This is a genomic window from Pseudomonas sp. LBUM1659 (genome assembly GCF_059716045.1).
In genome coordinates, this window is record NZ_CP166797.1 from 2,404,700 (window position 1) to 2,420,029 (window position 15,330).

Annotated in this window: 10 protein-coding genes; 8 read left to right on the forward strand and 2 right to left on the reverse strand. The window is 61.1% G+C overall.

Annotation, left to right across the window (positions count from 1 at the left end; translation table 11 throughout):
• Positions 1-139: 139 nt before the first annotated feature.
• Positions 140-1,327 carry a type II secretion system F family protein gene (locus tag ACA048_RS10915; protein ID WP_497629106.1) on the reverse strand — a complete coding sequence of 396 codons (1,188 nt, stop codon included), beginning with the start codon at positions 1,325-1,327 and terminating at the stop codon, positions 140-142.
• A 12-nt stretch (positions 1,328-1,339) separates the two neighbouring features.
• A complete protein-coding gene (gene gspG / locus ACA048_RS10920) occupies positions 1,340-1,774 on the reverse strand; it encodes a type II secretion system major pseudopilin GspG (protein WP_497629107.1) in 435 nt (144 codons plus the stop codon).
• 195 nt (positions 1,775-1,969) lie between these two features.
• On the opposite strand from gspG, the gene ACA048_RS10925 reads away from it, so the two are divergent.
• The 8 genes from ACA048_RS10925 (at position 1,970) to ACA048_RS10960 (ending at position 15,270) form a co-directional block, all read left to right on the forward strand.
• Positions 1,970-2,578: a lytic transglycosylase domain-containing protein gene (locus tag ACA048_RS10925; RefSeq protein ID WP_497629108.1), complete on the forward strand. Its 609-nt coding sequence runs from the start codon at positions 1,970-1,972 to the stop codon at positions 2,576-2,578.
• 206 nt (positions 2,579-2,784) lie between these two features.
• A complete protein-coding gene (gene mnxG / locus ACA048_RS10930; RefSeq protein ID WP_497629109.1) occupies positions 2,785-8,616 on the forward strand; it encodes a manganese-oxidizing multicopper oxidase MnxG in 5,832 nt (1,943 codons plus the stop codon).
• A gap of 134 nt (positions 8,617-8,750) precedes the next feature.
• Positions 8,751-10,703, forward strand: a complete 1,953-nt coding sequence (locus ACA048_RS10935; RefSeq protein WP_497629110.1) for a YncE family protein — start codon at positions 8,751-8,753, stop codon at positions 10,701-10,703.
• Positions 10,704-10,716: 13 nt separating this feature from the next.
• Positions 10,717-11,373 carry an SCO family protein gene (locus tag ACA048_RS10940; RefSeq protein ID WP_497629111.1) on the forward strand — a complete coding sequence of 219 codons (657 nt, stop codon included), beginning with the start codon at positions 10,717-10,719 and terminating at the stop codon, positions 11,371-11,373.
• On the forward strand, positions 11,370-11,990 hold the full coding sequence (locus ACA048_RS10945; protein WP_497629113.1) for an SCO family protein: 621 nt from the start codon (positions 11,370-11,372) through the stop codon (positions 11,988-11,990). The genes ACA048_RS10940 and ACA048_RS10945 overlap by 4 nt, the downstream gene beginning before the upstream one ends.
• A 9-nt stretch (positions 11,991-11,999) precedes the next feature.
• Complete coding sequence (locus ACA048_RS10950; RefSeq protein WP_497629114.1) at positions 12,000-13,550, forward strand: cytochrome c/ABC transporter substrate-binding protein; 1,551 nt, start codon at positions 12,000-12,002, stop codon at positions 13,548-13,550.
• A gap of 13 nt (positions 13,551-13,563) precedes the next feature.
• Positions 13,564-14,517, forward strand: a complete 954-nt coding sequence (locus ACA048_RS10955; RefSeq protein ID WP_497629115.1) for a peptidylprolyl isomerase — start codon at positions 13,564-13,566, stop codon at positions 14,515-14,517.
• A gap of 219 nt (positions 14,518-14,736) precedes the next feature.
• Positions 14,737-15,270, forward strand: a complete 534-nt coding sequence (locus ACA048_RS10960; RefSeq protein ID WP_497629116.1) for a response regulator — start codon at positions 14,737-14,739, stop codon at positions 15,268-15,270.
• Positions 15,271-15,330 lie beyond the last annotated feature (60 nt).

Consider the following 15,330-nt stretch of genomic DNA (forward strand, 5'->3'; position numbering starts at 1 on the left):
CCGTCTTCTTCAGGGTTGGAACGTTGATGAACAATGCAACTTGCTGCTCGATTCAATAGGTGAACACCCCAGGGTTCGGATTTATTCAGTTGGAACGTCGATAAAAATGCCTCGCAGCGCTCGGCCCCGTTCCAGAGCCTTAGTGAATGCTCGAGGCAAGCTCGAAAATCGGCATGTACATCAAGATCACGATGACCCCGATCAACAATCCGATAAACGTCATGAGCAGCGGTTCGAACAGCCTTACGAACCATTCGAGCCAGCGACTGATTTCTTCGTCGTAGAAGTCGGCGCTGCGTTCCATCATTTGCCCGAGGTTGCCGGACTGCTCGCCAGCGCGTAGCAAACGCAGGGATACCGGGGTCACGAGGTGATTGAGCTCAAGCGCGGCCGACAGCGACTGACCTTCGCGCACCCGTTCGCAGGCTTCATCCAGACGTGTACGGGAGGCTACGGTGAGCAGGCCACGCACCATGCCCATGGCCGTGACAAGGGGAATGCCGCCTTGCAGCAAAATTCCCAGCGAGCGGTAAAAGCGCGCCAGTTCGTACATGAAGATGCGTTGATGGATCGCCGGGAGTTTTTCGATCAGACGGTCAACGCTCCGACGAAAGGCCGGTTGGCGCTGGAGGAAGGTGAGGGCGACGATGATCGCCAGCAGCCCGCCGAAGAATTCGCCCTGATGCGCGTGGAGGAACATGCCGCTGGTCATCAACACTTGTGACAGCCAAGGCAGGTTCGACCCCAGGCCTTCAAACACCAAGCTGAAGCGCGGCACCACATAGCCCATCAAAAACAACACCACGCCACCGCCCACCACCAGCAACAGCATGGGGTAGATCGAAGCGCTGACGATTTTTTGCCGAACTTCGTCCATGCGCTGGCGATAGCTGACATACCGACCCAGGGCTTCGCCCACGGCACCGGTCTTCTCGCTGGACTGCACCAGCGCCACATACAAAGGGGGAAACACGGCCGACAACTGGCCCAATGCCTGGGAAAACGATTTGCCCTCATAAAGCAAGCGCACCAGCTCACTCAAGGTTTTACGGGCTTGTGGCGCGGATTCTTTTTCGGCCAGGCTTTCCAGCGCATCGATCAACGGTAGGCCCGCATTGAGCAATGTGGTCAGTTCCTGGCTGAATAAAACCAGGTTGAAGGTTTCCCGCTTTTGAAGACGCAAGGCACGCCAATGCCGCTCGGCATGCAGGCTGACCACCCGCATACCCTGGTCTTCGACGATTCGCCGGGCTTCGCTGTGGCCGGGGGCCTCGACGGTCATCGAGACCACACCGGCCTTGCCCACGGCTTTGAGATGAAAGCGCATGGTCTTCCCCCGTTATTGCCAGCTGGTGACTTCGGCGTTCTCGCCTTCGCCGCCGGGCTGCCCGTCTTTGCCCATGGACAGTAAATCGTACTCACCGTTTTCGCCGGGATAGCGGTAGGTGTAGTTACGGCCCCATGGGTCCTGAGGCAATTTTTTCTGCAAGTAAGGACCGGTCCAGTGGGTTTCGTCGCTTGGTGCAGTGACCAGCGCCTGCAAGCCCTGTTCGGTCGACGGGTAATGGCCGACCTCCAGGCGATACAAATCCAGTGCCTTGCCCAGGCCTTCGATTTGCGCCTTGGCAACTTTGACTTCGGAACGGCCCAGTTGGGCGAAATATTTCGGCGCGACGATACCGGCCAACAGCCCCAGCACCACCAGCACCACCAACAGTTCGAGCAGGGTAAACCCGCGCTGAGTACGCCGGGCAAGAAATAGACGTTGTTTCATGATGACCTCACACAATCGGCAGAAGGGTCGCAATAAAGGCTTATGCAATTGCCATGCTCAGCTTTGGGCAACCTTCTGGACTCCCCGTGCCATGGGCCTTCGCGCTTACGGCGCAGAGCTTGCATATGGCTGATTCACGATCGGCCACTGGGGCAATACCCCCAATTTTCGGGGCCGACCAGGGGAGGTAGAACAATGAAAACACTCACCACTGGATTACTCGGATGTCTGCTGCTGACCAGCGTTGCACAGGCCGACGTATTCGTTTCCGTGGACGCCAAGGGCAGCTACGTGCTGTCCAACGTTCACCGTCCCGGCCGCATCTATGAACGGGTCATTCACGAGCCTGCTGCTGCGCTCGTCAGCCTCGATCAGCAGCCCCAGATGATCGCCGCGCAACCCTATGCCGAGCTGGTCTCAGCGGCCGCCACGGCCAATGAAGTGCCGGCTGCGCTGTTGCATGCGGTCATCCGCGCCGAGTCCCGTTACAACGCCGATGCAACGTCCCCCAAGGGCGCTGGCGGGCTGATGCAATTGATGCCCGACACCGCGCGGGAGATGGGCGTCAAGGATGTCTACGATCCCAAGGCCAACATCCAGGGCGGGGCGAAATACCTCAAGCGTCTGTTGACCCTGTTTGACAACGACATAGCCCTTGCGGTGGCGGCCTACAACGCCGGGCCGCAAGCGGTGCTCAGCCGTGGCGGGGTGATCCCGCCGTTCGCCGAAACCCAGCGTTACGTACCGGATGTTTTGCGCCAGTACCGCCGCTTGCAGGGCCTGGCCGTGGATGCGCCGTTGTAATCGAAAACGGCGTGCAGGCATCCCCCAATAGTGGGGAATGATTGCCCCGGCAGAAAAGTGGGGAATAAGTGGGGGATATCCCCCCGACTTATCAAGTCCTCAATCTAACTAACTGAAAAACAACAAAATTATTTGTGGCATGGGGATTGCTGTACCGCACTTGTCGAGAATTATTCCTGTGAGCACCTATCGCGAGGCCCGTGATTATGTCCGGCATACCCCACGCTCATCACTTGGTTAATCTGTTGTTGTTTTTTGCGCCACTGTTTGGCATCGAGATGGCCGAGGCTGCCGCGCGTTGCGAACGCAATCTGGTGGCGAACGTCGTGGCGCTGGATCAGCCGCTGATGTTCAACCGCCTGGGTGCACAGAACGCTAATGGCATGATGTTCGCCCTGCGCCGCGACGTGGTCGATGACAACAATATGTCTTTGGCCCGGGGCGGGGCGGCGGTGCCGGGCAAAGTCTCGCTGCGCCCCGACAAGCGTCCGCGCCCATTGGTGCTGCGTGTGGCCGCCGGTGATTGCCTGACGATCAACCTGCAAAACCTGCTGGCGTATCAAGCCAACCCCGGCAAACACGAAGGCACCGAAGTCGAGGGTGAAGAAGAGGCGGAAGTCGGCAATACCGATGAATTCAAGGTTGATGAACAAGTCACCGACCGCCACGTCGGCTTTCAGGTCAACGGCCTGCAAGCGGTCAACAGCATTGACGACATCGCCTCCTTTACCGGGCGCAACGCCAACACATTGATTCCGCCTGGCGCCACCCGTTCCTACACCTTGTACGCCGAGCGCGAAGGCGCGTTTGCCGCCAGCAGCCGTGGCGCCACCTTCGGCGGTGAAGGCGATGCGGGCAACGTGGCCAACGGTCTGTTCGGCGAAGTGGTGGTGGTACCCAAGGGCGGCCGTACCTATCGCAACACCGTGACCGAAGAAGAGATGCGCCTGGCCAGCGCTGGCCGTACTCCGGCCGGCCAGCCAATTGTCGATTACCAGGCGCGCTACCCGCAGCGTGAGCCATGGATCCGTGAAGGCAAGGCCGGCACGCCGATCATCAACATGGTCGACGGCAATGAAATCATCTCCAGCGAGAGCGACGCGATCGTGATGGGCAGCAACGCTGACGGCAGCTTCCCGCCCTCGACCTATCCGCTGGAAGCCATCGGCAAACGCAACCCGGCGCTGCCAAACCGGCTGGAACCGTTCCGCGATTTCGCTTCGCAGTTCCAGGATGAAACCGCCGCGACTCAGGCATTCCCTGCGTATTGGGCTGACCCGGTGATGGCCCACGTGCTGGAACCGACCCGCGACTCGTTCATGATCAACTACGGCTCTGGCGGCATGGGCGCCGAAGTGGTGGCCAACCGTTTGGGCGTCGGGCCGATGCACGATTGCCTGTCCTGCGCCTATGAAGAATTCTTCCTCAGTTCCCACACCGTGGGGGACGTGGCGATGCTGGTGGACATACCGGCCAACGTCGGCCTGGAAAACATTCGTCCGGGGGAAACGCCACGCGCCGATCAGGTCGGGGTCAAGGCGACCATGGCGCTGTATCCATCCGAGCCGTCGAACGTCAACCACAGCTACATCGGTGACTTCGTCAAATTCCGCAACACGCACAACGGCCACGAGCAGCACATCTTCCACCTGCATGGCCATCAATGGCTGTTCAACCCCAACGACGATAACTCCGACTATGTAGACGCCCAGGGCATTGGTCCGGGCGCCGGTTACACCTACGAAATCGCCAACGGTGGTTCGGGCAACCGCAACCGCGTGGCGGGCGATGCGATCTATCACTGCCACTTCTACCCGCACTTTGCCCAAGGCATGTGGGCCATGTGGCGAGTGCACGACGTGTTTGAAGAAGGCACCAAACTCGAAGTCTCCCAACAAGGTAACGACGGCTATCACAGCAAACCTTACGCCCTGCGCAGCGGTAAACCGGCGGCGGGCGCACGGGCCTTGCCTGATGGCGAGATCATTGCAGGCACGCCAATTCCAGCGGTCGTGCCGCTGCCGGGCAAAGCCATGGCGCCGATGCCGGGCAAAGTGGCAGTCGTGCCGAAGATCAGCCAAACCCTGGTGGCCGGTAATGGCGATGACGATGACGATGACGATGACGATGACGACGGCGAACATCACGGTGGCAGCGGTGGCGCTCAAGCCATCGGCTCCCTGGCCCTGGTCGACCGCAGCGAAGCCAATCGCAATGCCGACGGCAGCCTGAAAAACCCTGGCTATCCGTTCTGGATCGGCGGCATGGAAACATCGGTCGGCCAACGTCCGCCAACCCCGCCGTTGGACATGCTCGACGCCGCCAAGGCGCAATCCCTGAAAACCAGCGGCAATGCCTTGTGGGCCAACCTCGACCCGGCGCAGTCCGGTGGCTGGGATGGCGGTTTGGGGCGCCACTCGCTGGATGGTTTCTCATCCGGTGGTGAGGCGCACACCGTGACCACTTCGCTGGATTTCTCCAAGGAAGTGACCCGGGCCAAACCGATTTACATGCCTGAAGAAGGCACCGAAGTCGAACAGGCGGCCATGGCCTTTCACGCCAAAAAAGAACACGCGAGCTTCGCCGTGCTGCCGGGCAATCAAGTGGTGGCGCGCAACTTCCGCACCAACGGCGCCTTGCCGATGGCGGGTGCGCCGTACTACGAACCGTGCATGGACGACCGGCAAAAACGCCTGACCGCCAGCGCCGGCACGGGCGAGTTCAACAGCGGCGAACGGATCGATGGCCTGTCGTTCACCGGTTCGTCGACCTTCACTGCCGACCGTCCACGCATCTACAAAGCGGCAAACATCCAGTTTGATGCGGTGTACAACAAGGTCGGCTACCACTTCCCGCAAGCGCGCATTCTGGCGCTGTGGGAAGACGCCTGGCCGGTGATCACCAAACAACGTCCGCCAGAGCCTCTGGTGATGCGCATGAACACCTTTGACTGCGTGCAGTACCAGCAAACCAACCTGGTGCCGGCCATCTACGAGATGGACGACTATCAGGTGCGCACACCGACCGACGTGATCGGCCAGCACATTCACCTGCCTAAATGGGACCTGACCGCCGCTGACGGCTCGGCCAACGGCTGGAACTATGAAGACGGCGTGCTTTCCCCCGGTGCCGTGCAAGAGCGCATCCACGCCATTCGTCTATTCAACCAGTGCGAAGGCACCGACCCGCGTGACGGCACGCCGGTCTGCCCGGTTGCCAAGGCGCATCCATTCTTTGGTCAATATGGCCGGGCTGACTGGGTGGGCGCGCGCACGGCGATGCAGCGCTGGTTTGTCGATCCGGTGGTGAACAGCAAAGGCGTCGACCGTGGCCTGGGGACCATTTTCACCCACGACCACTTGGGCCCATCGACGCACCAGCAGATCGGTCTGTACGCCACGGTGCTGGCAGAGCCGGCCGGTTCCACCTGGTTCCACGCCGAAACCGGCGAGCCGTTGTACAGCGGCGCACGCCAGGACGGCGGGCCGACTTCGTGGCAAGCGGTTATTTCTACTGGTGACCTGGACGGCGACGGCAAGAACGACAGCTTCCGTGAGTTCTTCCTCGAATACAGCGACTTCCAGCACGCATATGAAGCCGGTGTGTACGTCGGCGCCGGCCCCAATGGCGTGCCGGATGCGCAAGCCTTCCCGGCCACCGCTGACAGCTTCCGCTACGCGATCAACCCGCCGGTGCGCAACAACGCCAGCAACCTGTTGGAGGGCGTGGTAGAAGTTCAGGGCGGGATGGTTCCGGGCTGCCCAAGCCGGCCTTGCCCACAGGCGATCTCTGTGGATGATCCGGGCATGTTCGTGGTCAATTACCGCAACGAGCCGCTGGCCCTGCGGGTGTACGACCCGAACAAGGTCGGGCCGGACGGCAAGCGCGGCATGCAGACCGATGGCCTCGGCGGCGACCTTTCGTACGCCATGCAAAGCCGTACCGATCGTGCGATTCCAGCGATGAACCTGGCGCCCAACCTGATCACTGCCGCCACCGGCCCCACCGGCGGCACCACGCTGTTCCCGCCGCACATCAACCGTGGCGGTGCGGAGCCGGGTGACCCGTTCACCCCGATGCTGCGCACTTACACCGGTGACAATGTGCGGCTGCGGGTGCATGCCGGCGGTCATGAAGAAGAGCACAACGTGACCCTGCACGGTGTGAAATGGCTGCAAAGCGGTTCCGGCTTCGGCAACAGCTCCAACTCCGGCTGGCGCGCGTCGCAAATGATCGGGATCTCCGAGCAGATGGGCTTCATTGCGCCGGTCTCGATGCTGTCCAGTTCGGCGGCGACCACCGGGGACTATCTGTACTCGATGGACGCGTCCCTGGAAGGTTACTGGAGCGGGATCTGGGGCGTGATGCGCAACTACACTGCGCAACGCAACGATCTGTTCGCACTGCCGAACAACCCGAAACCGGCCGGCATGCGCAACACCGTGGCCTTTGATGGCTCTTGCCCGCGAATCAGCGCCAACCCCAATGGCATCGGCACTCGGCCTACCGTGCAACGCAACTATGAAGTGGTGGCGGCACTGGCCAACGACATCCTCGGCAATCCGCTGAACCTGTCCATAGCGGATCCGGCGGGGCTCGGCCAGCACGTCGGCGGGCCGTTGAACCCGGCGGGTGGCACTCTGGTTTACAACTCCAGAACGGTGAACATTCCTCAGGTCACCGTGACCGATCCTGAAGATGGCGAGACCTTCACCATCGGCGGGCAAAGTGGGCCGCTGCATGATCCGACCGCGATTCTGTATGTGCGCAAAGCCGATCTCGACCCGGCCACCGGCAAGCTGAAACCCGGTGTACCTGTCGAACCGCTGGTGCTGCGTGCAGCGGCAGGTGACTGCATCAACATCACTCTGGAAAACCGCTTGCCAGTGGTCATGCCGGACTTGACCCAGACGGCGGTGATGCAAGGCATGGTCAAGCGTGATCGCAACAGCGGCCAGGGCGCGACCACCTTCAGCAACAACCTCATGCGGCCGTCCAGCCACGTTGGCCTGCACGCGCAACTGCTGGCGTACGACATCACCAAATCCGACGGCGCCAACGTCGGCGCCAACCCGATCCAGACCGTGCCACCGCGCGTGGGTAGCAGCGGTGCGTACCCGACTCGTACTTATCAGTACTACGCCGGGCACCTGGAGCGTGAAGGCAAACCGATCACGCAACTGGGCCGCAGTGTCGACAACATCAACGCCACGGCGGTGGAGTTCGGCGGGTTGAATTTCACCCCGGCGGACGTGATCAAGCAGCCACAAAAAGGCCTGGGTGGTGCAATGAGCATCCTGCCGGTCGGCGCCACCTGGGTTGAGGACGCGCGCAAAGTCAATGCGACGGTCACCGCACCTGGGCAAACCACCTACCGCGACTTCGCGATGGTCTGGCAGAAAGCCTTGAACATTCGCTGGGCCAATGGTCGGCCGGTGGAAGGCATTGCAGCTGAAGGTCAGGGGGTGCCGACCGATCCACAGGACAACTCCAGCATGGCCATCAACTACAAGACCGAGCCGATGTGGTTCCGTTTCGGCCTGGCGCCGGACGCGCCATTCGGTCACGCCAACGGTTACGGTTACGGCGACGTGCCCAACGCGCACATGGCCTACAGCAACGCGCTGGTGGGGGGCGATCCGCAGACGCCGGTGCTGTATGTCAAACCGGGGCAACCGTTCCGCACACACATCTTGATGCCGACCGGTGGCAGCCGCGGTTCGACCTTCCAGCTTGACGGTCACGTTTGGTCGGTCAACCCGTTCCAGTCGGAGAAGAGCGACACCGGCGGTTATCCGATGTGGACGCCTGGCGTGGGTTCGGTGCGGTTTGGCTACAACCCGATGTCGATGTACATCGGCGCCCACGAAAGCATCCTGCCGGCGGCGCACTTCAGCTTCATGCACCCGAGCGCCGGGGGCAGCAATGCGATACCGGGCGACTACCTGTTCCGTGATTACGCGGCTTACGGCAATACCGCAGGGCTTTGGGGCTTGCTGCGGGTGACCAACGAACCAGAACCGGCCCCGAATCCGTAGAAGGATGGCTTGCCTAAACGCCAGCCAGTAAAGAGAAAGAACGAGCGATGAGTCATCTGTGGCAAGGGAGCAAGCTTCCTCGCCACAGGATTAGTGTTCGAAGGCAGGCGCAGATCTGTAAGGGGAGAAGTGGTATGAACAGGACCATCAAAATCAGCGGTTGTGTGGTGGCAGTCGGGGTCGCATTGATTTGCCTCGGCGTCTGGCGCACCGCGCCGCCCAATATGCTGAGCAAAGACGCCCTGCCGGACACCTGGAGCAGCCAGAATCTCTCCCGTGACGGTATTTCGGTGGCGCTTGAAGTCAAGCCGTTGGCCAAGGACGGTGTGCTGCGCGAAGGTGAATTCGCCGACGTGCAGTTCCGGGTTAACGACAGTGCCTCGGGCCAGCCGTTGTCGGGCGTCAATCCCGGCGCCTGGCTCGACCCCGAAACTGTCGCCGCCGACCAGGCTCAGGGCCGCGAGCAAAGCTGCAAGTCGCGGGTCGGGGTGTTCCTCAAATCCAGCATTGGCGCGCGGCCGTTGCTGGACCTCAACAGCTATTTCCTGCTGGTGATGAATCGCGATGCCAGCGTTTCGGTGGTCGACCCGTCGGTGTCGGTGGGGGGCATCACCAGCACCATGACACGGATCAACCTCAAACAGCCGCCGATGGATTGGGTGACCCCGAAGGACAACAAACGGGTGTTTGTGTCGATGCCGACGGCCGGGGAAGTGGCGGTGATCGACAGCGAGCAGTTCAAGTTGCTGGAGTCGGTGACTGCCGGCAGCAACCCGGTGCGTGTGGCCCTGCAACCGGATGAACGTCTGCTGTGGGTCGGCAACAACGCGTCGAAAGCCGACGAGTCCGGCGTCACGGTGATCGACACCCACAGCCTCAAGACCCTCAAACACCTGGCCACCGGGGCCGGGCATCACGAAATTGCCTTCAGCAAGGACAGCCGCTTTGCCTTCGTCACCAACCGCGACGACGGCACATTGAGCATCATCGACATTGCCAGCCTGACCGTGAGCAAACAACTCAAGACCGGCTCGCACCCGCTGTCGGTGGCGTACTCGCCGCTGTCCCAGGCGGTGTATGTCGCCGACGGTAAGGACGGCACCGTGACCGTGGTCGACAGCGCCAGCCTGGCGGTGCGCCGGGTGATCCAGGTGAAGCAGGGCCTTGGGCCAATGGGGTTCAGTGCTGACGGTCGATTCGGCATTGTGCTCAACACGCTGGAGAACCAGGCCTCGGTGATCGACGCGGCCACCGACTCGCTGATCCATGAAGTGGACGTGTCGGCCGAGCCGTACCAAGTGGTGTTTACCAAAGCGTATGCCTATGTCCGCGGACTGGCGTCGGCCAAAGTCACGATGATCAACCTGTCGTCGCTGGGCCAGGGTCGCACGCCGATCAGCCAGGGTTTCGAAGCCGGGCCGCAGCCGCCACGACTGGCCGGTGATCTGCCGCTGGCGTCGAGCCTGGCGGTGTCGCGGGACGACAACGCGGTGTTCGTGGTCAATCCGGTCGACAACACCACCTATTTCTACGCCGAAGGCATGAATGCGCCGATGTCCGGCTACCCCAATCGCGGGCAAGTGGCACGGGCGGCGATGGTCATCGACCGCAGCCTGCGCGAGGTCGAACCGGGGCTGTACAGCGCGCGGATCAAGCTGCCCTCGGCCGGGCGTTTCGACGTGGCGTTTCTGCTCAATCAACCGAACATCATCCATTGCTTCACAGCATTGGTTGAGCCTGACAAACAACTCGTCCAGCACGCTGGCGTGCCCAAAGTGGAGTTCATGCTCGACAAGGCAACGACCGCCATCGGCAGTCCTTACGTGGTGCGCTTTCGCATTGTCGAGGGCAAGCAGAAGGCCCAGCGCAGCGGGGTCAAGGACGTGCAGGTGCGCTACTTCCTCGCCCCGACTTCACGGGTTCAGGAAGTCGCCGCCCTCGACGTGGGCAACGGCATCTATGAAGCTCCGGTGACCCTGGACCAGAACGGCGCGTGGTACTTGCACGTCCGTGCGGCGTCGCTGGGTGCGAATTTTGACGACAAGACTTTTGCCAGCGTGCGGGTTCTGCCCGGCAATACGAACTGAAGAGGACACTGACATGAACCGTTTCGCAAATCGTGGATTGCTGACGTTCTGCCTGTTGACTGCCGGTATCGGTCAAGCCCTGGCGCACTCGGCGGATGAGCATGCCGGGCACGACATGCCGGCCAAAAGCGCCAGTTCCGAAAGTGCCCAGGTCAAATTCGCCGATGTGGCACTGGTGGACCAGGACGGTAAACCGGTGCGCCTGGAAAAGGACCTGATAAGCAACAAAATCGTGGTCATGAGCTTCATCTACACCAGTTGCACCACGGTGTGCCCGGTAGTGTCCTCGATCATGGGCAAGGTGCAAAAGCAGCTCGGTGCGCGGGTCGGCGGCGAAGTGCAACTGGTGTCGATCAGCGTCGACCCGCAGCGCGACGACGCCAAACGCCTGAACGACTACGCCCGCAACTTCCAGAAAGGCCCGGGCTGGAGTTGGCTGACGGGCAGTTCGCAGTCGATCAATGAAACCCTCAAAGGTCTCGGCTCGTTCAGCGGTGACTTTAAGAACCATCAGCCATTGATCCTCGTCGGCGACGGCAACAGCCGTCACTGGACACGCTATTACGGGTTCACCGACCCGACGGTGCTGACCCGTGAAGTCGAGAAACTCAGCGGCCAGCGCAATGCCCACGCCAAACACACCGCCATTGCCATGGAGCAACAGCCATGAGAACACTCACCTTGACCCTCATGTCGATGTGCTTTGGCCTGTTCAGCTTGACGGCGTTTGCCCACGAAGGGCACGAAGAAACCGCGCCGGCAGTGGATGCCGCGCAACCGGCGACTGGCACGCACGACGCACAAACCTGGTTCACCGACACGCCGTTGCAGGACCAGAACGGCGAGACCTTGCGTTTCTACAGTGACGCGCTGCAAAACCGCGTGGTGCTGCTGAACGTGATTTTCACCAGTTGCAACGATGCCTGCCCACTGATCACCCGCAAGCTCAGGGAAGTGCGTGAGTTGCTGGGCGACAAGGCGGATGGCATCACCTTTATCTCCCTTACCAGTGATCCGCTGCGTGATACACCGGCGGTGCTCAAGGCCTATACCTTGAAGCAGGGCGTCGATGGGCCCCACTGGCTTTTTCTTACCGGCGACAAGGCGCAAATGGACCTTGTCCTGGGGCGCATCGGCCAGATTGTGCCGACCCCCGAACAGCATTCAACGCAGTTGATCGTCGGTGATGTGGCAAACAAGCGCTGGAGCAAAATCCGTCCCGATGCCCCGGCCGCCGCCATTGCTCAGCGCTTGCAGTTGCTGACCATGCCCGTGGCCGGTCGCTGAGTGCGCGCCATGAAAACCGCCCTCGTCTTCGGCCTTCTACTGCTTGGCGGCATTCCTTTCGCCACCCATGCGTTAGCGTTGAACCCCAGCGAAAGTGCAGGCAAACGCCTGTACCGCGAAGGTGTGTCAGGGAGTGGTGAAACGGTCATGGCACGGGTCGGCGCCGCCGATATGCTGCTGCCGGCCAGTAGCTTGCCGTGCGCCAACTGTCATGGCGCTGACGGTCAGGGGCGGCCGGAAGGCGGGGTGCGTCCCCCGGACATCAGTTGGTCGCGCCTTTCCAGCCGCTATGGCCAAGAGCAAATCAACGGCCGCGACTACCCGGCTTACACCGAGGGCACGCTGGCCCGCGCCATTGCACAAGGTCGCGACTCAGCCAACAACCGACTCGACCCGGCGATGCCGCGGTTCGTGCTGTCGATGAAAGATCAACGCAACCTCACGGCCTACCTCAAGCGTGTGGCCGAGGACCGCGACCCCGGTTTGACCGCCGACAGTTTGCGCTTGGGTACGTTGTTGCCCAGTCAGGGACCCTTGGCCGACGAGGGCGCCACCGTAGCGGCAGTGCTCAAGGGCAGCGTGGCGCGGATTAATGCGGCGGGTGGCATTCATGGTCGGCAATTGCGCCTGACCATTCTCGATCCTGGCCTGGACCGCGCCAGCGCCGAGTGGGCGCTGGACCAATTGATCGAGAAAGAACAGGTGTTCGCCTTGATCGCACCGCTGGCACCGGCGCTGGACGCGGACCTGGCGGTGCGTCTGGAACAGGCGAGGATTCCGCTGATCGGGCCGCTTTCGTTGCAGGGCTCGGCGCAGGCCAGTCGGCAAATTTTTGAGCCGTTGCCGGGGCTGCGCGAACAGCTGATCGCCCTGGCCAACTACGCCGCGGCCAGTTTGCGTGTGCTCCAGGGGCCGACGCTGATTACCTACCCGAACGAACCGAGCCAACGGCTGGCGGCGCAAAACCTTGGTCAGTACTTGCAAGATAACGCCTGGAAACAGGTGCGTCTGCAAGCCTACGACGAGGCACAAGACGAACTGCCGCTGGGCTCGCGGTCGGTGTTTTACCTGGGCAGTGGCAGCGGCTTCAGTCGACTGGCCGAACGTCTGCAAACGGCGGGGCAGCTGCCTTATCTGTTCGCTACGTCGAATCAGGTGGCCGGTGAGGTGTTGCAAGTGCCCAGTGGATTTTCCCGTCGGTTGTTTTTGGCCTACCCGTTCGTGCCCAGTGACTGGACGCTGGCCGGACGCCTGGCGCTGACGCAGTTGCGCGAAAAACAGGGGCTTGGCGCTCAGCACGCGGTGCTGCAAGTCGGCGCCTTCAGCTCGATGCAACTGTTGAGCGAAGGCATGAAGCAGGCCGGGCGCGACGCCAGCCGCGAGAAGCTCATCAGTGCCCTGGAGGGCCTGCACGATTTCGATACAGGGCTGACCCCGCTGCTCAGCTTTGGCCCGGGTCGACGCCTGGGCTTGAGTGGAGCACATGTCGTGACGGTAGACCTGCCCGACCAGCGCTTTTTCCTGGTTGCCCCCTACAAACCCATTGCTGTCATGCCTTGACCGGAGGCCGATCATGAAACTCAACACTGTGCTGATACTGCTGACACTGTGGGCCCCGGTGGCGTTCTGCAGCAATGGGCCGGCCGCTGCGCGGGTCAATGGAGAAGAGATTTCCGAGTTTCGCCTGGAGCGCTATTTCGCCGAATTCCTCGAAGATCAGGGCAGGGCTGTGGGCAACATTCGTAACCCCAAGGCCTACAAGCAACTGCGTCAGAAGGCGCTGGATGCATTGATCGACAAGGAGTTGTTGTGGCAGGAAGCGGTCAAGCGCGGCGTGGTGATCAGCGATGCCGACGTGCAAAACCAAGTCGCCCAGACCCGGCAAGCGATCGGCGGGCCCGACGTGTTTGCACGCCGGCTCCAAGACGCCGGTTTCGATGAAGCCAGTTTTACCGAATACACCCGCCGTGAGTTGGCGGCCCAGCAGGTCTTTGCTGACCTGATCCAGGTGGGCAAGCCGGATGAAAAACAGGTCAGGGCATTTTACGAGCAACACCGCGCCGACTTGAGCCGGCCGGAAGAAATCCAGGCCCGGCACATCCTGATCAAGGTGCCCCAGGGGGCCGATGCCGCCACAGTTGAAGCGGCACGGCTACGCTTGATAGAAATGCGCGTGAAAATTAGCCAGGGCGAAGACTTTGCCAGCGTTGCCCAGGCCGGCTCCGAAGACGCGACTGCCAGCGAAGGCGGGGACCTGGGCACTTTCCCTCGTGGGCGCATGATGCCGGAGTTCGAAGCAGCGGCTTTTGCTCTGGCGCCGGGTGACGTCAGTGAGCCGGTGCGCACGCCACTGGGTTGGCATTTGATTTATCTAAACAACCACTGGGATGCGGCCGATGTCACAGAAACGCAGGGGCTTGAAATGGTACGGGCGTACCTTGACCGACAGGAACAGACTCAGGCTCGCCAGCAAGTTTTGGCGCAGCTTCGATCAAGCAATCGAATCGAACGGATTGATGATGATTAACGCTTGCCCCCCCAATAGTGGGGAAAGCATCATTGCAAATCCTGGCGCTTCCCCGTTTTTGGGGGACGGGGATCGTGAGCGAAAAAGTTTTATCATGAAAATCAAAGAGATGTTCCGGTCGAAAACCGGCTCTCAGTCTGGCATGAAGTGTGCATTAGCCTAATTAGGGCGCGTACTCCCAGGCACGAATATCTGACCTGTGGTTACAAGGAGTCGACCTTGTTGAACAAAATACTGGTTGTTGAAGACGAAAAGCTGCTTGCACAAAACCTCCAGGATTATCTGGCGGCGCAAGGGCTGGAAGTCCTGGTAGCGAACGACGGTGCGAAGGCTATCGGCGAAGTCGAAAGATTTGCACCCGATGTGATGGTGTTCGATTACCGCTTGCCCGATATGGAAGGCTTTGAGGTGCTTGATGCCGTCCGCCAAAACAGGAAGTGCCACTATGTGCTGATTACCGGGCACCCAACCGCTGAAGTATGTGAGCGGGCCCGGCAACTGGGAGTCAGCCATATCCTGTTCAAACCGTTTCCTTTGGCGGAATTGGCCCGTGCAGTCTGTGACCTTTTAGGGATGAAGCGCGAACCCAAAACGGGCGTAAGCACTTCCGAAGGATTCGTCGAACGACGCCAGAGCAGGACCGAGAGTTTCCCGCTGCAGTTGTACGACGGTAGTTGGGTGCTTGCCGATCGCCGAAAAAAAACTTCGGCCTCCATGGCGCCAGACGACGAACAACTGCTCACCGGGGAGTAATTGGCGCGACAAGACGTTCCGGCACACGCCGCAATGACTCGCCGCGCCGACAGGGCTTAA